Here is a 23,207-nt window from a genome sequence, read left to right as displayed (position 1 = left end):
TCCTCCCCACTTGTGGGGAGGTGGCAGACGCCCTTCGGCTAGCTGCTTGCAGCAGCCGCTCAGGATAAACTGCGCCTTCGGCGCAGCGGCTGACGGAGGGGGCTGTAATGGCCCGCCAACGCTGTTTGAGGACGCGAGCCCCCTCCACCGCTTCGCGGTCCCCCTCCCCGCGAGCGGGGAGGATCTGGTTTGCCACGCTCACTTCGCCACTCCCACGCGCTGAATCTCCCATTGCAGGTCTATGCCGCTCTTCTCTCGGACGCGACGGCGCACTTCCTCGCCCAGCGCCTCGATGTCGGTGCTGGTGGCGGTGCCGGTGTTGATGAGGAAATTGGTGTGCTTCTCGCTCACCTGCGCGCCGCCGAGCACCAGCCCGCGGCACCCGGCCTCGTCGACGAGCTGCCAAGCCTTGCGCCCGTCGGGGTTCTTGAAGGTCGAGCCGCCGGTCTTCGAACGCAGCGGCTGCGACGCCTCGCGGCTCGCCGAGATGCGGTCCATTTCGGCCTGGATCGCCGCCGGATCGCCTGGGCGGCCCCGGAAGGTCGCCGAAACGACGACCGCGCCCTCGGGCAATTCGCTGTGGCGATAGGTGTAGCCGAGGTCGGCGAGCGCGAGCGTCCGGCGCTCGCCCGAGCGCAGAACGATGTCGGCCTCGACCAATATGTCCTTGACCTCGCTGCCATAAGCGCCGCCGTTCATGCGCACGAAGCCGCCGACGGTGCCGGGGATCGAGCGCAGGAATTCCAGTCCCGCGATGCCCGCGTCGCGCGCCGTCGACGAGACGAGAATGCCCGACGCACCGCCGCCGCAACGCAGTGTCGTCGCGTCGACCGCCTCGACGGTCGCGAACGCCTTGCCGAGCCGCACGACGACGCCGGGGAAGCCGCCGTCGCGGACGATGAGGTTCGAGCCGAGCCCGAGCGCCATCACGGGGATGGCGGGATCGAGATCGCGGAGAAAATTGGCGAGGTCATCGGCGTCCCTGGGTTCGAACAGCCAGTCGGCGGGGCCGCCCGACTTGAACCAGACGAGCGGCGCCAGCGGGGCGTTGGGAGTGAGTTTGCCGCTGACGGCTGGGAGGGTGGCGGTGGTCACAAGCCGATCCTCCCCACTTGTGGGGAGGTGGCAGCCGCGCAGCGGCTGACAGAGGGGGCTATCGTGGCCCGCCGACGCTGCGTGAGGACGCGAGCCCCCTCCACCGCTTCGCGGTCCCCCTCCCCGCCAGCGGGGAGGATTTGGGAAAGACCGCTCACGCCGCCGCCTCCACCGCGTCCGCCAGCCCCGCCGCCGTCTTGGTCACGTCGCCCGCGCCGAGGCAGATGATCTTGTCGCCCGCGCCGATCTGGCCCGCGCGGATCGCCTCGGCGAGCACGGCAGCGAGCACGGCGGCGTCGGCCACCGTCGCGGCGTGGCGGTGGCCGCGGTCGCGCAGCCCCTGAACCAGCGCGTCCGACGACACGCCCTCGATCGCCGCTTCGCCGGCGGCATAGACCGGCAGCGCGAGCACCATGTCGGCGTCGTTGAAGGCCTGCTGAAACTCGTCCATATGATCGCGCAGCCGCGTGAAGCGGTGCGGCTGGACCACCGCTACGACGCGCCCCGCCCCGACGCCCTCGCGCGCCGCCGAAAGGACCGCGCGGATTTCGACCGGGTGGTGCGCATAATCGTCGATCACCGCGACACTGCCCTCCCCCGCCGCGATCTCGCCGACCTTGGTGAAGCGGCGCTTGACCCCCGCGAAGCCGTCGAAGCCCGACACGATCCTGTCGTCCGAAACCCCCATATGCAGCGCGACCGCAATCGCCGCGAGGGCATTCTGGACATTGTGGCGCCCCGACATCGGCAGGTGGATGCCCTCGATCGTCCGGCTGTTTCCGTCCCGGTCGCGCACGACGACATCGAAGCGGTTGCCGTCAGGCCCCGGCGTCACATTGGTGCCGCGCACGTCGGCCTGCGCCGAAAAGCCATAGGTGATGATGCGCCGGTCGCGGATGCGCGGGATGATCGCCTGCACCTCGGGATGGTCGAGGCAGAGCATCGCGGCGCCATAGAAGGGCACATTCTCGATAAACTCGACGAAGGCGTCCTTGATCGCGTCGAAGCTGCCATAATGGTCGAGATGTTCGGGGTCGATGTTGGTGACGACCGCGATCGTCCCGTCGAGGCGCAGGAAGCTGCCGTCGCTTTCGTCGGCCTCGACCACCATCCAGTCCGACGCGCCGAGTCGCGCGTTCGAGCCGTAATTGTTGATGATGCCGCCGTTGATGACCGTCGGGTCGATCCCGCCCGCATCGAGCAGCGCCGCGACGAGGCTGGTCGTCGTCGTCTTGCCATGCGTGCCCGCGATCGCGACGGTCGATTTGAGGCGCATCAGCTCGGCGAGCATTTCGGCGCGGCGGACGATGGGGATGCGGTGGGCGAGCGCCGCTTCGACCTCGGGATTGCCGCGCTTGACCGCGGTCGAGGTGACGACGACGGCGACGCCCTCGACATTTTCGGGGGCGTGGCCGATCGCGACCTTGATGCCGCGCTTCCTCAGCCCCTCGACGACATAGGAGTCGGCAATGTCGCTGCCCTGCACCTGATAGCCCAGATTGTGCATCACCTCGGCGATCCCCGACATGCCGATGCCGCCGATGCCGATGAAGTGGATGATGCCGATGTCGGTCGCGACGCCGCGCATCACTTCGCCTCCCGCCGCGCCGCGCTGACGCCGCTCGCGGCCGCACGCGGCGCGCTCGCGCCGACGCGGATCACGTCCATCAGCGGCGGCGGCGCAAAACTTTCGACGAGGTCGGCGAGGTCGCGCGTCGCATCGGGCAAGCCGCAGCGCGCGGCATTTTCCGCCGCGGTTTCGAGTGCGCCGGGTTCGAGCGCCATGCGCTGAATCTGCTTGGCAAGCGCGGCGGGGGTGAAGTCGGCCTGCGGAATCGACAGCGCGCCATGCGCCTCGACCAGATCGACGACGTTCCACGTCTGGTGATCGTCCATCGCGTGCGGATAGGGAACGAAGATCGCGGGGCGGCCGGCGCAGGCGAGTTCGGCGACGGTCGAGGCGCCCGCGCGGCCGATGAACAGATGCGCCCAGCGCAGCCGCTCGGGCAGGTCGGCGATATAGGGGGCGCATTCGGCCGCGACGCCGAGTTCGGCATATTTGCCGCGCACCGATTCCAGATCCTCCTCGCGCGCCTGCTGGACGATCTGCAGGCGTTCGAGCAGCGCCTTCGGCAGCATTGCGACCGCCGCCGGAACGACGTCGGAGAGGATCGTCGCGCCAAGGCTGCCGCCGACGACGAGCAGCCGCAATATGCCGTCCTCGGGCAGCGGCGGATAGCCTTCCTCGCGGATCGCGATCACTTCCTCGCGCACCGGATTGCCGGTGAGATGGCGTTTCATCGCACATTTTTCAGGGAAGCGGTCGATGTTGCGATAGGCGACGGCGATCGCATCGACCCGGGCCGCCATCAGCCGGTTGGTGCGGCCGAGCACGGCATTCTGCTCGTGGATCACGCTTGGCGTCTTCGTCGCGCGCGCCGCGAGCAGGCTGGGGAGCGAGGGATAGCCGCCGAAGCCGACGACCACCGCGGGGTCGAAGTCGCGGATCAGGTCGATCGCCTGTGCGCGCCCCTTGCGGATCGCGAGCGCGGCCTTGAACCAGCCGACCGGTCCGCCATGGACGCGCCCGGCGGGCAGCACATGCGTTTCGAGCTCGGCGGGAGCGCCGGGAATCCTCAAGCCGCGGTCGTCGCTGACCAGCGCGACGCGATGCCCGCGCGCGATCAGCTCGCCAGCGAGCGCATAGGCGGGCAGCATGTGGCCGCCGGTACCGCCGGCGGCGAGAAGATAGTGGCGGGTGGCGCTCATTTCTTGTTCCAGTTGCGGGTCATCGACACGCGCGCCGCATAGGGGTTCCGCCGGGTCAGCGACAAGAGCAAACCCATGCCGATCGACAAAGCGATGAACGACGAGCCGCCATAGCTGATGAAGGGCAAGGTCATGCCCTTCGACGGAAAGAGCTGGGTGTTCACCGCCATGTTGATGATCGCCTGTCCGCCGAATTGCGCGATCAATGCGGTGACGGCAAGGATCAGGAAGCTGTCCTCCTCGTCGAGCAGGCGGACGAGGACGCGGACGATGATCGCGAGGTAGAGGATGGCGATCGCGACGCAGGCGATGATCCCGAACTCTTCGCCGATCACCGAGAAGATATAGTCGGTGTGCGCTTCAGGAAGCTGGAACTTCGCGAGGCCCGCGCCGGGGCCGGTGCCGATCAGGCCGCCCGCCGTCAGCGTCGCATGCGCCTTGTCGACCTGATAGCTGTCGCCGCTTTCGAACAGCCAGATATTGATGCGCTGCTGCGCCACCGGATAGAAGAAATAGGCGAGGACGATCCCCACCAGCCCCGCGACGCCGAGCCCCGCCATGATCCGCATCGACAGCCCGGCGACGAGCACGAGCACGAACCAGGTCGCGCCGAAGATGACCGTCTGGCCGAGGTCGGGCTGTCCCATGAGCAGCACCGCGATCACGCCCGTCAGCACGAAGGACAGCGGCACGACCGGCAGGCTCTGATCGTGGAGCCGCAGCGACAGGACCCACGCGAGCGATACCGCAAAGAAGGGCTTCAGAAATTCGGACGGCTGAAAGCGGAAAGCGCCGCTGCCGATCCAGCGCTGCGCGCCGTTCACCGACGTGCCGATCAGCGGCACGAGGAAAAGCAGCGCGAGGCAGGTGAGCGTGCCATAGATGGCGAACCGCCGCGCCTGCGGCTTGGGCAGCATCGAGATGGCGAGCATCACCGGCACGCCGACAATCACCCACATCAGCTGGCGATAGAAATAATAGAGCGGATCGAGGCTCGCGGTGGTCGTTGACAGCTTCTGCGCGGCGACCGGCGACGCGGCGGCGACCGCGACGAGGCCGATCGCGATCAGCATCGACACGAGAAGCAAGAGCACGCGGTCGATTTCCCAGAACCACAGGCCGAGCGGCGTGCGGTCGGCGCGGCTGAGGCGCGGGCCGCGTCGTTTCGTGCCGCGCGTCGCCGCGATAATCGGCCGCTCGCTCGCGCGCTCCATATCCATCCCCCCGCTCACGCCCCGAGCGCCTTGACCAGCGCCCGGAACCGGTCGCCGCGTTCTTCATAATCCTTATACTGGTCGAACGAGGCGCAGGCGGGCGAGAGCAGCACCACATCGCCCGGCTGCACCGCCGCGGCGGCATCGGCGACGGCCTGTTCGAGCGTCCCCGCGCGATCGACCGGAAGTGCGTCGCCGATCTCCTCGGCAAAGCCCTCCATCGCCTCGCCGATCAGATAGGCGCGCTTGACATGGCCGAACCATGGACGGCAGGCGGCGAGCCCGTCGCCCTTTGCCTGCCCGCCCGCGATCCAGTGCAAACGCTGGTCCGGCGCCGGCGGAAAAGCCGCCAGCGCCGGTGCAGCGGAAGCCGCGTTGGTCGCCTTGCTGTCGTTATACCAGCTGGCGCCACGGGCTTCGCCGATCCATTCCATGCGATGCGGCAGCGACTTATAGGTCGCAAGGCCGCGCTCGATTTCGTCGTCGTTCAGGCCGAGCACCCGGCAGACCGCGATCGCGCAGACGGCGTTCTGCGCATTATGCGGCCCCTGCAGCGCGGGCCAGCGCGCCTGATCGGCAGGGTCGATGTCTTTCGCCGAGACGCGATAGAGGCGATGGTTGATGTGGCTCGCGATCGCTTTCGACGGGCCGTCGTCGGTCGCGACGATCGCCACTTGATCGCGGTGCTGAAGGCTGAACAGGCGGGCCTTCGACGCGGCATAGCCTTCGAATCCGTCATAGCGGTCGAGATGGTCGGGGGTGATGTTGGTGAGCACCGCAATGTCGCACGCCAGGCTGTGCGAAAGGTCGATCTGATAGCTCGACAGTTCGAGCACATAGACGCCACCTTCGGGCAGGGGATCGCGCGCGAGGATCGGCAGGCCGATGTTGCCGCCCATCAGCGCAGGGATGCCCGCGCTTTCGAGCATATGGGTGACGAGCGCGGTGACCGTCGACTTGCCGTTGGTGCCGGTGATGCCGACGAGCTTGTGCGACGGCAGCTCACCGCGCGCTTCGGCGAAAAGTTCGACGTCGCCGATCACCGGCACATGCGCCTCGCGCGCGTGCGCCGCGATCGGGTGGCGGTTCAATGGCACGCCGGGCGAAACGACCACCCCGGCAAAGCCGGTGAGGTCGATCGTCAGCGGGTCGCCGATGTCGGCACCCAGCGCCATCGCCTCGTCGCGCGCTTCCTCGCGGTCGTCCCACGCGGTCACGCCGGCGCCGCTGGCGATCAGCGCCTCTGAGGTCGCGAGCCCCGAGCGCGCCAGTCCCAGCACCGCATAGCGGCGGCCGGCAAAGGCGCGGCTGGTGATCACCGCAGCTTCAGGGTCGCAAGCCCCGCGAGCGCGAGGACGATCGACACGATCCAGAAACGGATGACGACGGTCGATTCGGGCCAGCCGAGCTGTTCGAAATGATGGTGGATCGGCGCCATGCGAAAGACGCGCTTGCCCGTTCTCTTATACCAGAAGACCTGGATGATCACCGACAAGGCTTCGACCACGAACAGGCCGCCGACAAGGACGAGCACCAGCTCGTGCTGCGCGGTGACCGCCATCGTCGCGAGCGCGCCGCCGAGCGCAAGGCTGCCCGTATCGCCCATGAACACCGCCGCGGGCGGGGCATTGAACCACAGGAAGGCGAGGCAGGCGCCGATGATCGCGGCAGCGAAGATCGCCAGCTCGCCCGCGCCCGGAACGTGCGGAATGCCCAGATAGCCGGCGAATTTCACATTGCCCGACAGATAAACGATGACCAGAAAGGTCAGGCTGGCGATCATCACCGGAAAAGTCGCGAGCCCGTCGAGCCCGTCGGTCAGGTTCACCGCATTGCCGAAGCCGACGATCAGCACCATCGCAAAGACATAATAGAGCGGGCCGAGCGGGATATAGACGTCGCTGAGGAAGGGAAGATAAAGGTCGGTGCCGGTGCGCGAAACGATCAGCAGCACCGCGATCCCGGCGATGACGAACTCGATCAGCAGCCGGACGCGGCCCGGAATGCCGCGGTGGCTCGCCTTCGTCACCTTGTCGAAGTCGTCCAGGAAGCCGACCGCAGCGAAACCACCGGTGACGAACAGGCAGGCCCAGACAAAACGGTTGGACAGGTCCATCCAGAGCAGCGCCGAAATCATCAACGAAATCAGGATCATCAGCCCGCCCATCGTCGGCGTGCCCTTTTTCGCGAGATGGCTTTGCGGGCCGTCGTCGCGGATCGGCTGTCCCTTCCCCTGCCGCATACGCAGCATCAGGATGAAGCGCGGGCCGATCCACAGCCCGATGATCAGCGCGGTCGCCACCGCGGCCCCCGAGCGAAAGCTCAGATAGCGGATGAGATTGAGCGCCCCCGGAAAGCCAAGCCATTCCGCCAGCCAGTACAGCATCAATAATCCCCATGAGTCAGCGCCGTCACCAAGTGCGACAGGCCGACGCTATTCGATCCCTTGATCAGCACCACGTCGCCGGGGCGGATCAGGTCCCTCAGCCGCGCGGTGGCGGCCGGGTGGGCGGCCACATGCTCGAAATCGATGCGGCCCTCAAGCGCTTTGGCGAGCGGCGCCATTTCTTCGCCGACAAGCAAGGCAAATTGCACGCCAGCTGCGACGAGCGGAGCGGCGAGCCCCGCATGATAGGCCTCGCCGCCGGCGCCGAGTTCCTTCATGCTGCCGAGAATCGCCACCTTGCGCGCCGCGGATTCGTCGCCGAGCTGGCCGAGGGTCGCCGCCATCGACGCGGGGTTCGCGTTATAGCTTTCGTCGATCACCAGTATCTCGCCGCCGTCGACCGGAACCCGGTGCCGCGCGCCGCGCCCCGCAAGACCGCCCATTTCGGCAAAGGCGAGCCCCGCGGCGGGCAGGTCGCCGCCGACCGCTTTCACCGCGGCGAGCACCGCGAGCGCATTCGCGACCCAGTGCGCGCCGCCCTGCGCGATGGTGAAGCAAAGCAGCGCCTCTTCGACCTCGGCCGTGACGAGCGAGCCGCCCCTGCCGTCGGACAGCCAGTCGACCGCACGCACATCCGCGCCTTCGCCGAGCCCGAAGCTGACGACGTGCGCGGCATGGCGCTCCGCTTTGGCGCGCAGCCGCGCATAATGCGGGCTGTCGAAGGGGATGATCGCGGTGCCGCCGGGCTCCAGCCCTTCGAAAATCTCGCCCTTGGCGTCGGCAATCGCTTCTTCGCTGCCGAAGAATTCCATATGCGCGGGCGCGATGGTCGTGACGATCGCGACGTGCGGGCGGACGAGGCGGGTCAGCTCGGCGAGTTCGCCGGCGTGGTTCATCCCCATTTCGAACACGCCATAGTCGGCGTTCGCGGGCATACGCGCGAGGCTCAAGGGCACGCCGACATGATTGTTGTAGCTCTTGACCGAACGATGCGCCTTGCCGGGACGGAAGCGGTCGAGCGCGGCGTAGAGCGCTTCCTTGGTTCCCGTCTTGCCCGCCGAACCGGTGACGCCGATGATCCGCGCCCGGCTGCGCGCGCGCGAGGCGGCGCCGAGCGCGGTGAGCGCGGCGGCGCTGTCGGCGACGCGGACGTGCGGGAAGTCGATCGGGGTTTCGCAGACGATCCCCGCCGCCCCCGCAGCGATCGCCTTGTCGATAAATTTATGCCCGTCGGTCGCCTCGCCCTTCATCGCGACGAACAGGTCGCCTTTCGTCACCTCGCGCGAATCGAAGGCGACACCCTGGACCACGAAATCGGCGCTCGCCGTCCCGCCGGTCGCCCCCGCGATGGCGCGTGCGGTCCACAGCGCGCTCATGCCGCCACCTCGCGCGCGACGCCGACGTCGTCGAAGGGAATGATCCGCATCGCCTCGCCCGCGCCGACGATCTGGCCCTGCTCGTGCCCCTTGCCCGCGATGCAGACGATGTCATCAACCCCGGCCTCGGCGATCGCGGCGGCGATCGCGGCGCGGCGGTCGCCGATCACCTGCGCGGCGGGCGCGCCCTCGGCGATCGCGGCGCGGATCGCCGCCGGGTCTTCGCCGCGCGGATTGTCGTCGGTGATGATCGCAAGGTCGGCCTTCGCGGCGGCGACGCGACCCATCGCCGCGCGCTTGTCCCTGTCGCGGTCGCCCCCCGCGCCGAACACGAGGATCAGGCGGCCGCTCGCGTGCGGGCGCAGCGCATCGAGCGCCGCTTCGAGTCCGTCGGGGGTGTGCGCATAATCGACATAAACGGGGGCGCCCGCGCGCGTGATCGCGGCGCGTTCGAGCCGGCCGCGCACCGGTTGGAGCCGCGAAAGGTTGGCGAGCGTCTGCTGCACATCGCCGCCGGTCGCGATGACGAGCCCCGCGGCGACGAGCGCATTGGCGGCCTGATAGGCGCCGATCAGCGGCAGGTCGACGCTCACCTCAAGATCGCCGGCGGCGACCGCGAGCGTCTGGCCGAGCTGGGTCGGCGTGCGCGAGACGAGCCGGAGCGCCTCGCCGCCCGTCCCCACCGTCAGCGTGCGCAATCCGCGCGCGGACGCCGTATCGAGAACCCGTGCGGACGAGGGATCGTCGGCCCAGATCACCGCAGCGCCGCCAGGTTCGACGACTTCTGCGAACAGGCGCAGCTTGGCCGCAAGATAGGCGTCCATCGTGCCATGATAGTCGAGATGGTCGTGGCTGAGATTGGTGAAAGCCGCCGCGCGCACGGGCAGCCCCTCGGTGCGATACTGGTCGAGCCCGTGGCTCGACGCCTCGAAGGCGGCGTGCGTCACCCCCTCGGCGGCGAGCCCCGACATGGTGCCGAGAAAGGTCACGATGTCGGGCGTCGTCAGCCCGGTTGCCGCGCTGTCGATCGACGTCGTGATGCCGAGCGTCCCGATCGAGGCGGCGTGAAAGCCCGCCATGCGCCACAGCTGGCGCGTCATCTCAACGGTCGAGGTCTTGCCGTTGGTCCCGGTCACCGCAACGCAGGTCGCCGGGAAACGATGAAAGAAGCGCGCGGCGATCCGGGCGAAGGCGCGGCGCGGATTGGCGTCGGCGACATGCACCGCGCCCTCGACCTTCGCCTCGGGGCGCGCGACGATCGCGATCGCCCCTGCTTCGACCGCGGCGGGAATGAAATCCTCGCCGTTGACGCGCGCGCCGACGAAGGCGCCGAAGACCGTTCCGGGCGCGACCTTGCGATGGTCGATGGCGAGGCCGGTGACCACGGGGTCGGCGTCGGACTGGGCCGGGGCATCGAGGAGCGCCGAGAGACGCATCAATCCCCCTTCTCGTCCTTCCACAAGAGCGGGATCAGCTCGGACACGTCGACGTCGCGGCCTTCGTCGGGGAAGACGCCGAGCATCGGGCCGGCGCGCATGATCACCTTCTTGACCACCGGCGCGGCGGTGTAGCCCGCGGTGCGCTGGCCCGAACTGAAGGCATTGCCCTTGGGCTCGTCGATCATCGCGAGGACGACATAGCGCGGATTGTCCATCGGAAAGGCGGCAACGAAGGTCGAAACGAGCGAATGACGGCGATAGCCGCCGGCGCCCGGCTTTTCGGCACTGCCCGTCTTGCCGCCGACGCGAAAGCCCGGCGCGTCGGCGTTGCGGCCGGTGCCGTCGGCAACGATCAGGCGCAAGAGCTGGCGCATCCGCGCGCTTGTCGACGCCTTGAACACGCGCCGCCCCTTCGGCGGAGCCTTGTCGCCGAGTTCGAGCAGCGTGGCGGGGCGCCACAGGCCGCCGTTGACGAGCGCGGCATAGGCGCTCGCAAGATGCAGCGGCGTCACCGCGATGCCGTGGCCATAGCTCGTCGTCATCGTCGTCACGCGGCCCCAATCGCGCGGCCACAGCGGAAAGGCGCGCTCCTTGAGCTCGATATGCGGGCGGCCGTCGAATTCGAGATTGCGGAACAATTCCTCCATCTTTTCGCGGCCGAGCTGGTCGGCGATCTGCGCGGTGACGATGTTCGAGCTGTGAATCAGCGTTTCGGGGACGTTGAGCCAGCGGTTCATCATGTGCGAATCGCGGATATGGAAACCGGCGATCGCGAGCGGCTTGGTCGCATCGTAGCGCTTCGCCATGCTGGTGACGACGCCATTGTCGATCGCGGCCCCGATCGACAGTGGTTTGAAGGTCGATCCGAGCTCGTAGAGATTATAGGTCACGGCGTTGCGCCGTGCCTCCGTATTGCCCGCGACCAGCTTGTTCGGATTATAGGTCGGAAGCGACGTCATCGCCAGCACTTCGCCGGTGTGGACGTCGAGGATGATCCCCGCGCCGCCGATCGCCTCAAGCTGGGTCACGGCATAGCCAAGCTCGCTTTCGAGCACGCCCTGCACCCGCGCGTCGATCGACAGCTTCAAGGGCTCTCCGCGCGTCGCGTCGTTGGTCAACCGGTCGTCGAACGCGCCCTCGACTCCGGTGACGCCATGGCCTTCGGCATTGGTGAAGCCGAGCACATGCGCCGCGAGCGTCAGCTGCGGATAGAGGCGTTCCTTTTCGCGCGGGAAATCAAAGCCGACGTCGCCGATCGCGTTCACCGCCGCGACCTGATCGGGCAGCGCGCGGCGGCGGATATAGGTCGCGTGCGGCCCGGTGAGCTTTGCGAGCAATTCCTCGCGCGGCATGTCGGGGAAGATGCGGTGCAACTCGTCGGCCAGATAGGCGGGCTTGTTGATCAGCTTCGACGGCACGACGCGGATCGAATAGCCGTCAATCGTCCGCGCGAGCGGCACGCCATTGCGATCGACAATGTCGGCGCGCGCGGGCACGAACACCGCCGATCCCGAACCGCGCCCGGTCGAGGTATCGAACATCGCGAAATAGAGAAGGCGCAGCGAAACGAGGAAAAAAGCGGCCGTGAACAGCAGCATCAGGATCATCAGCCGCTGCTGCGCGGTCAGCAATATCTGCTGCCGCACCCCCGCCGTGCGTATCCTGGCTGGACGGACGACCAGCGTGTTCATTGAACCCTATCGCCCTCCCGCAGCTTCGGCCGCCGCGCCGCGCTTCAGTTCGGCGAGCGTCGATTCGGACAGGAGCTGGTTTTCGATCATCGCGAGCTGTTCGCGGCGGCCCGTCGGCACCATCCGCGGCGTACTATCCGAGCGAACGCCGGCGCGCGTATCGGCCTGGGCAAGGAGGATCGGCTTCGGCGCCGGCGCGGCCGCCTTCGGCTTCGGCGCCGGTTCGGCAGCCGAAGCGACGGGGATCACCGACGCGGGCTTGGCGGACGCTGCTTCGGGCTGCCCGACCGGGCTGACCATCGCCATCAGCACCGGCGCGACATCGTTCGCACCGCGCACGCGCGGCAGCCGGTCGAGCGAGGCGAGCTGGCGCTCGTTCGCGAGATACTGGTCGGCGGTCGGCGCCGAATAGCCGAAGCTTTCGGCGTTCCACTGTTCGAGCTGGCGCATCGAGGCGCGCACCGCCAGTTCGGATTCGAGATAGCGGATATTGTCGCGCGTCTGGCCGATCTGCGCATTGATCTGCGCCAGTTCGCTGCGCGTCGCCGCAACCTTGAGCGACACCGGATAGAGCATCATCGCAAAGATCAGTACGAGCAGCACCAGGCCGATCCCCTGGAGCTTGCGAGCCGCCATCAACATGACATCGCCTCCTTCATCCTGTCGTCGGCTGGCCAGGCGGGCGCCGAGGTGCGCACCGCACTGCGCAGCGTTGCCGAGCGCGCGCGCGGGTTGCGCGCTTCCTCGGCCTTTCCGGGGCGCACCTTGCGCGCCGGGGGGTGGAAGGTTGCGGCCCGCGCCAGAGGGACGGGCGCGGGCCGGTGGCGCGAACCGCGGGCATCGCCTCCGCTGCGTTCGCGCAGGAAATTCTTCACGATCCGGTCCTCGGTGCTGTGAAAGCTGACCACCGCGAGGCGGCCGCCGGGGCGCAGGACGCGCTCGGCGGCACACAGCCCCGCGACCAGCTCTTCGAGTTCGCCATTGATGTGGATGCGGATTGCCTGAAAGCTCTTCGTGGCCGGGTCCTTGGGCGCGCCGGGCGGATGCCGCAGCGCCTTGCGGATCACCGCGGCAAGCTCGCCGGTGCGCGACAGCGGCCGCGCGGCGACGATCGCGCGCGCGACGCGGCGCGACTGGCGCTCGTCGCCATAATGAAAGAGCACATCGGCGATTTCGCCTTCGTCGGCGCGGTTGAGCCAGTCGGCCGCGCTCTCGCCCGACTGCGCCATGCGCATGTCGAGCGGCCCGTCGGCCTGAAAGGAAAAGCCGCGGTCGGCGCGGTCGAGCTGCATCGACGACACGCCGATGTCGAAGACGATGCCGTCGACCGCCTCGATCCCGCGCTCGGCGAGCAGCCGGTCGATCTCGCCGAAGCGCCCTTCGATCAGCGTCAGCCGGCCGTCCGACTCTTCGACCAGCGCCTGTCCTTCGGCGATCGCGTCGGGGTCGCGGTCGCACGCGACTACCTCGGCGCCCGCCGCGAGCATCGCGCGCGTGTAGCCGCCGGCGCCGAAGGTCGCATCGACGTGACGCTCGCCGGGCATGATGGCGAGCGCGGCGACGACTTCGTCGCGCAGGACCGGATCGTGGCGCGGGTCGCGGGGCAGGTCGTTCATTTGCGCCCTCTCCCCTTCGTCTCGGCCCAATTGGCGGCGAGCCGCTGGAGCACCGGGTCGGCGGCGGCGCATTCGGCGAGCGTCGGCAGCCACCAGATTTCGAAGCGGCGGCCCGATCCGACGAACGCCGTCGCGCCCGTCTCGCCGACGCGGTCGCGCGCGGTGAAATTGGGAAGGAAGCGCCCGCTGTCGTCGAGCGTATAGGCCTCGGTATAGCTGAAGCGCTGCTTGAACGCCTCATCCTCGTCGAAGTCGAGGTTGCGCGCGAGCGCGGCCGCGCGGTCGCGCTCGATCTCGTCCGAGAGGCGGTCGTACTGATCCTGACCATAAGCGACGAGGCAGGGCAGCTTTTCGTGAAAGCCGACCCAGAGCACGCGCTGACCGTCCGCATTGAGGGGCACATTGTTGCGGAACTGCGAAGGGACGGCGATGCGCCCCTTGCCATCAATCGCGGCGAAGTTGGTGCCCGAGTATCGGCCGGGCGTCACAACCGCCATCGCTCTTGCCCCCGTTCCTCGCGCCTGCGGGCAAAACTTTCCCGATCCGGGAATCGCGCGATTCCGGGCGAAGTGACTCGGGCGGAGATTGCCCCTCTCCGATTCCGTGAGTATCAACAATCAATTGGGGTGAAAAGGGGAAAATTAGGGTGAATTAGGGAAATCAACCCAAATTTGCCCCAAAAACAGGGCAAACACCAGCGCCGAACGGGAAAATGGCGACGACCGGCCGGGCGGGCCGCGCCTTTCAGGGGCCGGATTGGAAGGGGGAAGCGCGCCGAAACGCGGCGGATCAGTCTGCGCGAATCCAGAGCGGCCGCAGCACCGCGCCGCGCATCGCCGCGCCGCGCAGCCGCGCATCGAGCCACTCCATCGTATCGGCGCAGCGCAGATGCGCGGCGCCCGGCACGAGTGGCTGCCACAAAGGCGCGAAGAGAAGGTCGGCGTCGCCGACGAGCCACACCGTCCCCTTGCCGATCGGACAGCGCGCGATGCGCCGGCCCGCAAAGGCGCGGCATCCGCGCGGCAGCACCTCGAAGCGCCCCGCGCTGAACAGCCGCACGCGCTCGCCGTCGAGATCGAAGGAGCGAGCCGCGCGCTCGCCAACCGGCGCCGCGGCGAGCGTGATGCCCCAATGCGCGAGCAGCGCCGTGAGCAGGCTCGTCACCGGCGGGTTGCGCGGATCGCCGAGCGGGTGACGGATCGGCCAGCCCGAGAGCGCATCGGCCAGGATCACCGCGTCGCCGCCGCCGCGCACGAAAGCGTCGATCGCGACGAGATCCTGCGCCGCCAGCGCCCGCGGATGCGCGAGCAGCAGCGCGGACCCCGCCGGCGGCGGATGATCGGCGAGGCTGTCGACGAGGTCGAGCGGGCCGGTCGCCTCGATACGCATGAGCGCCGGGTCCTCGTCAGCCCCCCGCGCCACCATCGCCGCGAGATCGCCCTCCCCCGCCCAGCGCAGCGGCAGGCCCGTGAGCATGACGACGGGGCGCGGATCGGCGGCGAGACGCGATGCATAAAGCGCGGCAAGCAGCGCATGGCCCGCACCAAACCAGCCAATCGCCAGCGCGGCGGCCAACAATATCCGCCGCCATCCACCACGTCGCTGCAAGACGAGGTCGGCGAGCCAGGCGGCCAACGCGCCGCCCATAAGGATCAGAAGAAGCTGCTTCCACGCGAAAGCGTCCGACAGCCACCAGGCCAGCATCGCCTGCGCCGCAAGCAGCAGGGCCAGCGTCGCAGCCACCGACCGCAACTTCAGCTGGCGCGGATCGGCACGCTGCCACCAGGCGAGCAGCAGCATCGGCAGGATGAGCATCGGGAAAGCGAGCGCGGGGTCGATCCGGCCGAGCAGCGCCTGCCCGCCCAGCGCCCAGGCCAGTGCCAGCCCCAGCGCCGCCGCAACCGCGGAACGCCAGGCGGCGGTCACTGTCCCTTCGACTGGCGGGCGCGCTGCAATTCGGGATCCGGTTCGAGGTCGGGGACAGTCGGCGTAGGCTGCGGCACCTTCACCGACATATCCTCATTCTCGTCCTTCGAGACCGGCTGCACGCCCAGTTCTTCGAGCGGCGCGCTCGCCGGCTTCGGCTGCGGTCCGGGCATCTTGACCTCGATCGCGGTCGCGGCGTCCTTCGCGGCATTTTCGCGCGCCCGGTCGCCGATCAAGCCCGCGAGGCCGACGAGAAGCAACACCGCGAGCAGCCCTGCGATACCGATCTGAAGCCGCCGCATCGTGTCGCTCGGCGGTGCCGGTGCGGTGACGGGCGCCGCGGCGGTTTCGCGCCAAGTCTGGACCTGATTCATGCGGCCTCCTCCGCCAGCCCCTTGCTCGCCAGCCACTCAGGGTTGAAGAGCGTCGAGAGATAGCGAAACCCGCTGTCGCACAGGATGGTTGCAATGCGCTTGCCGGGGCCGAGCTGGCGCGCGAGCGCCATCGCGCCCGCGACGTTGATCCCCGACGACAGGCCGAGGCACAATCCTTCCTCGTCCAGCAGGCGGCGCACGACCGCCAGCCCCTCGGCGTCGGAAATGCGGAACTGCGTGTCGATCGGCGCGCCTTCGAGATTGGCGGTGATGCGGTTCTGCCCGATCCCCTCGGCGACGCTCGATCCCTCGGGCTTCAATTCGCCGCATTTGTAATAATTATAGAGCCCCGCCCCGTGCGGATCGGTGAGCGCAATGGTGATGCTCGCATCCTTCGCCTTCAGCCCCAGCCCGGTGCCGGCGATCGTGCCGCCGGTGCCCGCGGCGCAGGTGAAGCCGTCGATGCGCCCCTCCATCTGCGTCCAGATCTCCTCGGCGGTGCCATGCACATGCGCCTTGCGGTTGGCGATATTGTCGAACTGGTTGGCCCAGATCGCATTGTCGGTTTCCTCGGCGATCCGGCGCGAGGTGTGGACGAAATGCCCCGGATTGGCGAAGGGCGCGGGCGGCACGAGCACCAGCTCGGCGCCGAGCGCGCGGATCGTCGCCATTTTCTCGGCGCTCTGGTTGTCGGGCATGACGATGATCGTCTTGTAGCCAAGCGCATTGCCGACGAGCGCCAGCCCGATGCCGGTGTTGCCCGCGGTCCCCTCGACGATCGTGCCGCCGGGACGCAGGCTGCCGTTCGCTTCGGCGTCGCGGACGATATAGAGCGCCGCGCGATCCTTTACCGAGCCGCCGGGGTTGGCATATTCGCACTTGCCCCAGATTTCGCATCCCGTCGCTTCGCTCGGCCCCTTGAGCAGCACCAGCGGCGTGTTGCCGATCAGCTTCAGGCTGTTTTCCGCAATGATCATGCGACCGATCTAGGACGCGCCCCGAAGCGCTGCAAGAGAGCTTCGCTTGCAGCGCGCGAGGCCGGGCTTTGCGTCAGGGCGTCAGCTTCCGGCGATTGGACCAATAGAGCGAGGTCGCCGCGGCATAGGCGCCGACCTTTTCCCACACCGCCTGGTCGACCGCTTCGACATCGACCCCGGCCTCCTGATAGGCGGCGACGATCGCCATGATCTGATCCTCGTTCATGTCGTTCGCGAGATCGGGGTTGGTGCCGTCGATGCCGAAATCGAGCGCTTTGTCGACCGGGCCCGTCGACAGGCTGGCCTTCGCGATCTCGCCCGTCAGCCAGTCGCGGGCGATCCGCGCGAGACCATAGTTGAAATATTCGCCCTTGAGTTCGTCGCCGATGCCGTGTTCGGCGGCGCAGCTGTCGACGACTTCCGAAAATCGTCCGAACAGCGAGTCATAGCCCGCCTTGTCGGCGCTTCCCGCCATCGCGGTGCCGAGCGCAGCTTTCAGCTCGGGGCTCGCGGCCCCCGAAATGCAGTCGAGCTTGGCCCCGTCCTGCGCGAATGCCGCGCCGGGCGCCGCGGCCAAAGCCAGCGCGGCGCCGGCGATCCATGCTTTCATAATCCAATTCCCCCCGAAAACCCCTGCCGTCAGGACAGCATCGCCATCCCGCCGTTCACATGGATCGTCTGCCCGGTGACATAGCCCGCCTCCCTTGACGCGAGGTAAACGACCGCCGCGGCGATGTCGCTCCCTTCGCCCATCCGGCCCGCGGGAATGCGCTGGTTGAGCGCTTCCTTCTGCGCATCGGGCAGAACGTCGGTCATCGCGGTGGCGATAAAGCCCGGCGCGACGCAGTTCACCGTGACATTGCGGCTCGCCAGTTCCTGCGCGAGCGCCTTGGTCATGCCGGTGACTCCTGCCTTCGACGCGGCATAGTTCGCCTGCCCCGGATTGCCCGTCGCGCCAACGACGCTGGTGATCGAGACAATGCGGCCGAAGCGCGCCTTCATCATCGGTTTGGCCGCGGCGCGCGCGAGGCGGAAATTGGCCTCGAGGTTGATGCGGATCACCTCGTCCCATTCCTCGTCCTTCATCCGCAGGATCAGATTGTCGCGTGTCACGCCGGCATTGTTGACGAGGATGTCGAGTTTGCCGCCGAGCGCCTCGACCGCCGCGGGCACGAGCGCATCGACCGCTGCTGCATCGCCGAGGTTGCACGGCAGCGCGACATGGTCGCCGCCGAGTGTGTCGCGAAAGGCGTCCAGCTTCTCGGCATTGGAACCCGAAACCGCAAGCCGCGCGCCCTGCGCCGCGAGCGCCTGCGCAATGGCCGAGCCGATCCCGCCCGAAGCGCCGGTAACGAGGGCAGTCATGCCGGTGAGGTCGAACATTTGTTTATTCCTTGTTTTGCATCTGGATATCGGATGTCGGTGCAGATTGATTTTCGCGCAGAGGCGCAGAGAACGCAGAGTCCTTATGGTCGTTGACGAGGCGTCGGATGCCTTCCTTCAAGGTGGCCTGACCAAAGTTGACGAGAAGTCCTACAGGTAGATGCAACAACTTCAAATAGGTGAGAACCTGCTTTGAATGTACAGGGTGTACGCTGTCCGCCGACTTGATCTCGACAACCAGTTGCTCGTCGATCAGCAGGTCGACACGGGCAACTTCAGTAAATTCTATGCCGTCGAAAATGATGTTGATCGGCCACTGCCGATCAATCCTATATCCCATAGCGGCCAATCGTCCGGCGAGAAGTGTCTCATAGACGCTCTCCAGCAACCCTGGCCCGATTTCACTATGCAAGCGCATCGCGACGCCGATCACGTCATGTGAAATCTGGTCGATATGTTGCGCCATAATCTCTGCGATCTCTGCGCCTCTGCGCGAAATATTCTACAGGATTTTCAGCAGCGCCTCGATGTCGTCCATCGACATCAGGCTGACCGTTTCGACCTCGCCACTCGCGCTGCGTTTGACCATCGGCGAGAGGACCTTGCCGCCGAATTCGACGAACTGCGTCACGCCGATCGCTTCCATCGCGCCGACGCTCTCGCGCCAGCGGACGCGGCCGGTGACCTGGCTGACGAGCAGTTCGCGGATTTCGCCGGCGTCGCTTACCGGCGCCGCGGTCACATTGGCGACGACGGGGACGAGCGGCGCGGCGGGGGGGCTCGCGGCGAGCGCCTCGGCCATCGCGTCGGCCGCAGGCTGCATCAGCGGGCAGTGGAAGGGCGCCGACACGGGGAGCAGCACGCCGCGCTTGATCCCATAATCCTTGACCATGGCGACCGCGCGCTCGACCGCGCCCTTGTGACCCGAGATCACGACCTGCGACGGGTCATTGTCGTTCGCGACCGCGCAGACCTCGCCCTCGGCCGCCGCGTCGGCGAGTTTCTGCGCCGTCTCGACATCGGCGCCGAGCAGCGCCGCCATCGCGCCGACGCCGACGGGCACCGCCGCCTGCATCGCCTGCCCGCGCGTTTTCAAAAGCCGCGCCGTGGTCGCGAGGTCGAAGGCCCCCGCGGCGCATAGCGCGCTATATTCGCCGAGGCTGTGGCCCGCGACATAGTCGGCCTTGGCGGCGAGCGTCACGCCGCCTTCCTTTTCGAGCACGCGCAGCGTGGCGATCGCGTTCGCCATGATCGCAGGCTGGGCATTTTCAGTGAGAGTGAGCTGATCCTCGGGGCCTTCGCTCATCAGCTGGAACAGCTTCTGCCCGAGCGCGTCGTCGACTTCCTGAAATACCTCGCGCGCGTGGCTCGATGCGTCGGCAAGCGCCTTGCCCATGCCAACCGACTGGCTGCCCTGTCCCGGAAAGATGAATGCGCGCATGACCCTGTCCTCGTTTCATTTCGTCGTCCCAGCGAAAGCTGGGACCGTTGGCGTTCTGATCCAGCGATCCCAGCTTTCGCTGGGATGACGGATTAGGATGGCCGCGCCTATTCCTTCACCCCGCGCGATGCAAGCCGAAGGGCACGACCTTGTTGTCGGCATCGTGCCCGATGTCGGCGCGGCCGAGCCAGGCGATGCCGGTGCGCGCACACCAGTCGCGCGCGATCTCTTCGGCATCCATGCCGAACGGGCGGTCATTCTCGGGCACCGCGCTCACGCGGCCGAGGCGAATGCCCGACAGCCCGCGCGGCGCGAGGCAGGTCGCCATGTGGAAAAAGGCGCGGTCGAAGGCATAGAGATGCTCGCTCACTTCTTCGACCAGCAGGACATGACCCGCGAGGTCGGGCTCGAGCGGGGTGCCGAGCAGCATCGACAGCGTCATCAGATTGAAGGCCGCGTGGCGCGCGCCATGCTCGAGCCCGCTCTCGCACGCGGCGGGATCGCGCGCGACGAGCCAGTCGAGCGCGCGCGCGATCGCCGCGTCGCCGCCCTCGCGCCGGATATCGGCGACCATCGGCCCGTGCGCGACATGATCGAAGCCTTCGCGATAGAGGCAGGCGAGCAGATTGCCCTGGTCGGAATAGCCGAGGAAGGCCTTGCCGCGCGCGGCGCCGGTCATCGCCGCGACCGCTTCCTGCGCGATGCGGCACGCGCCATAGCCGCCGCGTGCGAACCAGATCGCGTCGATGTCGGGCCGGTTCGCCATCTCGACCAGCGCCGCAAAGCGATGCCCGTCCTCGCCCGCGAAATGGCCGTGGACCGCGAAACATTGCTCGTCGAATATGAGTTCGACATCGGGATAGCCGAGCGCCGCGATCGCGCGCACCGCCTCGGCATCGTCGGGCAAGATGGGGGTCGAGGGGGCGACGATTCCGATGCGCATCATTAACTTCCTTGACCGTCACCCCGGACTTGATCCGGGGTCCATTCACGCAGCGTCGAAAGAATGAACCCCGGATCAAGTCCGGGGTGACGATGTGTGAAAACCGGCGTTTCACCCTTCCGGGTTTGCGGCCCTTATTGCAAACCCTTCGCCGAGGCCATAACGCGCCGCCATGGCCGAAAACAAATCCTATTTCTTCTGCGGCATCGGCGGGTCGGGGATGCTGCCGCTCGCGATGATCGTCGCAGCGCGCGGCGCGCACGTCGCGGGTTCGGACCGCAGCCGCGACCAGGGCCGTTCGGCCGACAAATTCGACTGGATCGCAAGCCGCGGCATCGCGCTCTTTCCGCAGGACGGCAGCGGCCTCGCCGCGGGCCAGACGCTCATCGCCTCGGCGGCGGTCGAGGACAGCGTCCCCGATGTCGCGGCCGCGAACGCGCTCGGCCTGCCGCGCATGACCCGCGCCGACCTCAACGCCGCGCTGTTCAACGAGGCGGCGCAGGCGATCGGCGTCGGGGGCACCAGCGGCAAGTCGACCGTCACCGGCATGATCGGCTGGATCCTCGAAAGCGCCGGGCGCAAGCCGACGGTGATGAACGGCGCGGTGATGCGCAATTTCGCAAGCGATGACATGCCCTTCGCGAGCGCGCTCGCCGGCGATCCGGCGACCTATGTCAGCGAGGTCGACGAAAGCGACGGGTCGATCGCGCTCTACCAGCCCGATGTCGCGGTCGTGACCAACATCAGCCTCGACCACAAGAGCCTCGACGAACTGCACGCCCTGTTCGGCGACTTCGCGGCCAAGGCGCGGATCGCAGTGATCAACGCCGACGACCCCGAATCGGCGCCGTTGCTCGCGGGCGATAATGTGATGCGCTTCGGCTTTTCGGACGCGGCGGCGATACGCGGCAGCGATTTCGAGCCGATGCCCGACGGCTGCCGCTTCGTGGTTCATTTCGCGGGCGATCGTCACGCGGTCCGGCTGCGGATGCCGGGGCGGCACAACGCCATGAATGCCCTCGCCGCGATCGCCGCAGCGCGCGCGGTCAATGTGCCGGTCGCGCAGTCGGTCGCCGCGCTCGCCGGTTTTACGGGCCTCGCGCGGCGCTACGAAGTGCTCGGCCAGGCGGGCGGGGTGACGGTGATCGACGATTTCGCGCACAACCCCGACAAGGTCGCCGCGACCCTTGCGGCCGTTGCCGAACTGCCCGGCCGCGCGCTGCTCTTCTTTCAGCCGCACGGCTATGGCCCGCTCCGCCAGATGGGCAAGCAACTCGCCGCGAGCTTCGCACGGGGGATGCGCACGGACGACAGGCTCTATGTCTGCGATCCCGTCTATTTCGGCGGCACCGTCGATCGCAGCATCGGCAGCGAAGCGTTGGTCGCCGATATTGTCGGGAGCGGCGGCGATGCGGTTCACCTGACGACGCGCGCCGCGTGCGGTGCGGCGATGCTGGAGGAGGCGCAGCCCGGCGACCGCATCCTGATCCTTGGCGCGCGCGACGATACGCTGACCGAATTCGGGCGCGAATTGCTGGAGAAGCTTGAGGAATAGGATTCGCTCAGAGGCGCAGAGTTCGCAGAGTGACGAGGTTCACGCGGAGACGCGGAGACGCAGAGAGAAAGCGCCCGCCGCGAAGCGGCCTTTTCCTGCGACCCCTCGTTGCAAGCTGACGGTGCAGTAAGAAAGGGGCCTTTCGGCCCGATCATCTCCGCGCCTCCGCGTCTCCGCGTGAACCGACTCTTTCTCTTCTCGGCGAACTCTGCGCCTCTGCGCGAGCCCCATTCTCCCAGCCCTTGCTTCTTTCGCCGAAATCTGTATAGGCGCGATCCATTCGGGGCGAGGCCTTGTGCCTGTCGCCCCGTTTGCTTTGCACCAATAGGCAAAGCCGGACGACAGCCGGAGGGGTTTCGCGATCGGCGCGGAATCAGCGATCGGCCAAATCGAAGGAAGCGCAACCATGCCGTTTTACGAGCATGTCTTTATCGCGCGTCAGGACCTGAGCCAGGCTCAGGTCGATGCGCTGGCGGAAAATGTCGCCACGATCGTCAGCGATCACCAGGGCACCGTTCACAAGACCGAAACCTGGGGCCTCAAGCAGCTCGCCTACAAGATCCAGAAGAACCGCAAGGGCCATTATGCAATGGTCTCGGTCGAGGCGCCGGGCGAAGCCGTCACCGAAATCGAACGCCAGGCGGCGATCAACGAAGACATCATCCGCTGGCTGACCATCCGCGTCGACGAACTCGAAAAGGGCCCGTCGGTGATGATGCGCAAGCAGGAACGCCGTGGCGGCCGTGGCCGCGACCGCGACAGCGAAGACTAAGGAGAAAGCACCATGGCACGACCCTTTTTCCGCCGTCGCAAGACCTGCCCCTTCAGCGCGAAGGACGCACCCGTCATCGACTACAAGGACGTCCGCCTGCTCCAGGGTTACCTGTCGGAGCGCGGCAAGATCGTCCCGTCGCGGATCACCGCGGTGTCCACCAAGAAGCAGCGCGAGCTGGCCCGTGCGATCAAGCGCGCCCGCCACATCGGCCTGCTCCCCTATATCGTGAAGTAAGGAGGGCGGACCG

General features: G+C 67.6%; 23 protein-coding genes. 3 read left to right on the top strand and 20 right to left on the bottom strand.

What is annotated here, in order from left to right; all coding sequences use genetic code 11:
• Window positions 1-198 precede the first annotated feature (198 nt).
• From murB to KNJ79_RS05970, 20 genes are all read right to left on the bottom strand, one after another.
• Window positions 199-1,095: a UDP-N-acetylmuramate dehydrogenase gene (gene murB / locus KNJ79_RS06065; protein WP_317153219.1), complete on the bottom strand. Its 897-nt coding sequence runs from the start codon at window positions 1,093-1,095 to the stop codon at window positions 199-201.
• A 154-nt stretch (window positions 1,096-1,249) separates the two neighbouring features.
• The gene (gene murC, locus KNJ79_RS06060) at window positions 1,250-2,683 is read right to left on the bottom strand and encodes a UDP-N-acetylmuramate--L-alanine ligase (RefSeq protein WP_317153218.1); all 1,434 of its coding nucleotides are present in this window, start codon (window positions 2,681-2,683) and stop codon (window positions 1,250-1,252) included.
• Entirely contained in the window at window positions 2,683-3,864 is a 1,182-nt protein-coding gene (gene murG, locus KNJ79_RS06055; protein WP_317153217.1) for an undecaprenyldiphospho-muramoylpentapeptide beta-N-acetylglucosaminyltransferase, read from the bottom strand. Before murG ends, murC begins: the two co-directional genes overlap by 1 nt.
• A complete protein-coding gene (locus KNJ79_RS06050; protein ID WP_394357170.1) occupies window positions 3,861-5,084 on the bottom strand; it encodes an FtsW/RodA/SpoVE family cell cycle protein in 1,224 nt (407 codons plus the stop codon). Before KNJ79_RS06050 ends, murG begins: the two co-directional genes overlap by 4 nt.
• An 8-nt stretch (window positions 5,085-5,092) precedes the next feature.
• The gene (murD, locus tag KNJ79_RS06045; protein ID WP_317153216.1) at window positions 5,093-6,397 is read right to left on the bottom strand and encodes a UDP-N-acetylmuramoyl-L-alanine--D-glutamate ligase; all 1,305 of its coding nucleotides are present in this window, start codon (window positions 6,395-6,397) and stop codon (window positions 5,093-5,095) included.
• Window positions 6,394-7,464 (bottom strand): phospho-N-acetylmuramoyl-pentapeptide-transferase, encoded by a 1,071-nt coding sequence (gene mraY / locus KNJ79_RS06040; RefSeq protein WP_089215057.1) that lies wholly within the window; start codon window positions 7,462-7,464, stop codon window positions 6,394-6,396. The genes murD and mraY overlap by 4 nt, the downstream gene beginning before the upstream one ends.
• The gene (locus tag KNJ79_RS06035; RefSeq protein ID WP_317153215.1) at window positions 7,464-8,840 is read right to left on the bottom strand and encodes a UDP-N-acetylmuramoyl-tripeptide--D-alanyl-D-alanine ligase; all 1,377 of its coding nucleotides are present in this window, start codon (window positions 8,838-8,840) and stop codon (window positions 7,464-7,466) included. Before KNJ79_RS06035 ends, mraY begins: the two co-directional genes overlap by 1 nt.
• The gene (locus KNJ79_RS06030) at window positions 8,837-10,276 is read right to left on the bottom strand and encodes a UDP-N-acetylmuramoyl-L-alanyl-D-glutamate--2,6-diaminopimelate ligase (RefSeq protein ID WP_317153214.1); all 1,440 of its coding nucleotides are present in this window, start codon (window positions 10,274-10,276) and stop codon (window positions 8,837-8,839) included. The genes KNJ79_RS06035 and KNJ79_RS06030 overlap by 4 nt, the downstream gene beginning before the upstream one ends.
• The gene (locus tag KNJ79_RS06025) at window positions 10,276-11,970 is read right to left on the bottom strand and encodes a peptidoglycan D,D-transpeptidase FtsI family protein (RefSeq protein WP_317153213.1); all 1,695 of its coding nucleotides are present in this window, start codon (window positions 11,968-11,970) and stop codon (window positions 10,276-10,278) included. The genes KNJ79_RS06030 and KNJ79_RS06025 overlap by 1 nt, the downstream gene beginning before the upstream one ends.
• A gap of 6 nt (window positions 11,971-11,976) precedes the next feature.
• On the bottom strand, window positions 11,977-12,612 hold the full coding sequence (locus KNJ79_RS06020; protein ID WP_317153212.1) for a hypothetical protein: 636 nt from the start codon (window positions 12,610-12,612) through the stop codon (window positions 11,977-11,979).
• Window positions 12,606-13,586 carry a 16S rRNA (cytosine(1402)-N(4))-methyltransferase RsmH gene (gene rsmH, locus KNJ79_RS06015; RefSeq protein WP_317153211.1) on the bottom strand — a complete coding sequence of 327 codons (981 nt, stop codon included), beginning with the start codon at window positions 13,584-13,586 and terminating at the stop codon, window positions 12,606-12,608. The genes KNJ79_RS06020 and rsmH overlap by 7 nt, the downstream gene beginning before the upstream one ends.
• Window positions 13,583-14,083, bottom strand: a complete 501-nt coding sequence (locus tag KNJ79_RS06010) for a division/cell wall cluster transcriptional repressor MraZ (protein ID WP_317153210.1) — start codon at window positions 14,081-14,083, stop codon at window positions 13,583-13,585. The genes rsmH and KNJ79_RS06010 overlap by 4 nt, the downstream gene beginning before the upstream one ends.
• A 292-nt stretch (window positions 14,084-14,375) precedes the next feature.
• On the bottom strand, window positions 14,376-15,512 hold the full coding sequence (locus KNJ79_RS06005) for a Gldg family protein (RefSeq protein ID WP_317153209.1): 1,137 nt from the start codon (window positions 15,510-15,512) through the stop codon (window positions 14,376-14,378).
• Entirely contained in the window at window positions 15,509-15,886 is a 378-nt protein-coding gene (locus KNJ79_RS06000) for a hypothetical protein (RefSeq protein ID WP_317153208.1), read from the bottom strand. The genes KNJ79_RS06005 and KNJ79_RS06000 overlap by 4 nt, the downstream gene beginning before the upstream one ends.
• Entirely contained in the window at window positions 15,883-16,863 is a 981-nt protein-coding gene (locus KNJ79_RS05995; protein WP_089215065.1) for a cysteine synthase A, read from the bottom strand. The genes KNJ79_RS06000 and KNJ79_RS05995 overlap by 4 nt, the downstream gene beginning before the upstream one ends.
• Window positions 16,864-16,936: 73 nt before the next feature.
• Window positions 16,937-17,473: a hypothetical protein gene (locus tag KNJ79_RS05990; RefSeq protein WP_317153207.1), complete on the bottom strand. Its 537-nt coding sequence runs from the start codon at window positions 17,471-17,473 to the stop codon at window positions 16,937-16,939.
• Between the two features lie 29 nt (window positions 17,474-17,502).
• The gene (fabG, locus tag KNJ79_RS05985) at window positions 17,503-18,246 is read right to left on the bottom strand and encodes a 3-oxoacyl-[acyl-carrier-protein] reductase (RefSeq protein ID WP_089215067.1); all 744 of its coding nucleotides are present in this window, start codon (window positions 18,244-18,246) and stop codon (window positions 17,503-17,505) included.
• 4 nt (window positions 18,247-18,250) lie between these two features.
• Window positions 18,251-18,712, bottom strand: a complete 462-nt coding sequence (locus KNJ79_RS05980) for a GxxExxY protein (RefSeq protein WP_317153206.1) — start codon at window positions 18,710-18,712, stop codon at window positions 18,251-18,253.
• A 36-nt stretch (window positions 18,713-18,748) separates the two neighbouring features.
• The gene (fabD, locus tag KNJ79_RS05975) at window positions 18,749-19,687 is read right to left on the bottom strand and encodes an ACP S-malonyltransferase (protein ID WP_317153205.1); all 939 of its coding nucleotides are present in this window, start codon (window positions 19,685-19,687) and stop codon (window positions 18,749-18,751) included.
• 115 nt (window positions 19,688-19,802) lie between these two features.
• Entirely contained in the window at window positions 19,803-20,633 is an 831-nt protein-coding gene (locus tag KNJ79_RS05970; RefSeq protein ID WP_317153204.1) for an LD-carboxypeptidase, read from the bottom strand.
• Between the two features lie 169 nt (window positions 20,634-20,802).
• On the opposite strand from KNJ79_RS05970, the gene KNJ79_RS05965 reads away from it, so the two are divergent.
• The 3 genes from KNJ79_RS05965 to rpsR all read left to right on the top strand — a co-directional run bounded on the left by KNJ79_RS05965 (window position 20,803) and on the right by rpsR (window position 23,194).
• Window positions 20,803-22,185 carry a Mur ligase family protein gene (locus KNJ79_RS05965; protein WP_317153203.1) on the top strand — a complete coding sequence of 461 codons (1,383 nt, stop codon included), beginning with the start codon at window positions 20,803-20,805 and terminating at the stop codon, window positions 22,183-22,185.
• A gap of 406 nt (window positions 22,186-22,591) precedes the next feature.
• A complete protein-coding gene (rpsF, locus tag KNJ79_RS05960) occupies window positions 22,592-22,957 on the top strand; it encodes a 30S ribosomal protein S6 (protein WP_089217215.1) in 366 nt (121 codons plus the stop codon).
• Between the two features lie 12 nt (window positions 22,958-22,969).
• A complete protein-coding gene (gene rpsR / locus KNJ79_RS05955; RefSeq protein ID WP_089217216.1) occupies window positions 22,970-23,194 on the top strand; it encodes a 30S ribosomal protein S18 in 225 nt (74 codons plus the stop codon).
• Window positions 23,195-23,207 lie beyond the last annotated feature (13 nt).

Origin of the sequence: Sphingopyxis indica (assembly GCF_032879645.1) — a bacterium.
Taxonomy (GTDB): Bacteria; Pseudomonadota; Alphaproteobacteria; order Sphingomonadales; family Sphingomonadaceae; genus Sphingopyxis; species Sphingopyxis indica.
The sequence above is the reverse complement of the archived record's forward strand: the minus strand, read 5'-3'. Positions and strand labels throughout refer to the sequence as shown.

Coding starts and splice junctions, on each gene's coding strand:
- murC (WP_317153218.1), bottom strand. CDS start 2,683: ATGCGCGGCGTCGCGACCGACATCGGCATCATCCACTTCATCGGCATC.
- murG (WP_317153217.1), bottom strand. CDS start 3,864: ATGAGCGCCACCCGCCACTATCTTCTCGCCGCCGGCGGTACCGGCGGC.
- KNJ79_RS06050 (WP_394357170.1), bottom strand. CDS start 5,084: ATGGATATGGAGCGCGCGAGCGAGCGGCCGATTATCGCGGCGACGCGC.
- mraY (WP_089215057.1), bottom strand. CDS start 7,464: ATGCTGTACTGGCTGGCGGAATGGCTTGGCTTTCCGGGGGCGCTCAAT.
- KNJ79_RS06035 (WP_317153215.1), bottom strand. CDS start 8,840: ATGAGCGCGCTGTGGACCGCACGCGCCATCGCGGGGGCGACCGGCGGG.
- KNJ79_RS06030 (WP_317153214.1), bottom strand. CDS start 10,276: ATGCGTCTCTCGGCGCTCCTCGATGCCCCGGCCCAGTCCGACGCCGAC.
- KNJ79_RS06025 (WP_317153213.1), bottom strand. CDS start 11,970: ATGAACACGCTGGTCGTCCGTCCAGCCAGGATACGCACGGCGGGGGTG.
- KNJ79_RS06020 (WP_317153212.1), bottom strand. CDS start 12,612: ATGTTGATGGCGGCTCGCAAGCTCCAGGGGATCGGCCTGGTGCTGCTC.
- rsmH (WP_317153211.1), bottom strand. CDS start 13,586: ATGAACGACCTGCCCCGCGACCCGCGCCACGATCCGGTCCTGCGCGAC.
- KNJ79_RS06010 (WP_317153210.1), bottom strand. CDS start 14,083: ATGGCGGTTGTGACGCCCGGCCGATACTCGGGCACCAACTTCGCCGCG.
- KNJ79_RS06000 (WP_317153208.1), bottom strand. CDS start 15,886: ATGAATCAGGTCCAGACTTGGCGCGAAACCGCCGCGGCGCCCGTCACC.
- KNJ79_RS05995 (WP_089215065.1), bottom strand. CDS start 16,863: ATGATCATTGCGGAAAACAGCCTGAAGCTGATCGGCAACACGCCGCTG.
- KNJ79_RS05990 (WP_317153207.1), bottom strand. CDS start 17,473: ATGAAAGCATGGATCGCCGGCGCCGCGCTGGCTTTGGCCGCGGCGCCC.
- fabG (WP_089215067.1), bottom strand. CDS start 18,246: ATGTTCGACCTCACCGGCATGACTGCCCTCGTTACCGGCGCTTCGGGC.
- KNJ79_RS05980 (WP_317153206.1), bottom strand. CDS start 18,712: ATGGCGCAACATATCGACCAGATTTCACATGACGTGATCGGCGTCGCG.
- fabD (WP_317153205.1), bottom strand. CDS start 19,687: ATGCGCGCATTCATCTTTCCGGGACAGGGCAGCCAGTCGGTTGGCATG.
- KNJ79_RS05970 (WP_317153204.1), bottom strand. CDS start 20,633: ATGATGCGCATCGGAATCGTCGCCCCCTCGACCCCCATCTTGCCCGAC.
- KNJ79_RS05965 (WP_317153203.1), top strand. CDS start 20,803: ATGGCCGAAAACAAATCCTATTTCTTCTGCGGCATCGGCGGGTCGGGG.
- rpsF (WP_089217215.1), top strand. CDS start 22,592: ATGCCGTTTTACGAGCATGTCTTTATCGCGCGTCAGGACCTGAGCCAG.
- rpsR (WP_089217216.1), top strand. CDS start 22,970: ATGGCACGACCCTTTTTCCGCCGTCGCAAGACCTGCCCCTTCAGCGCG.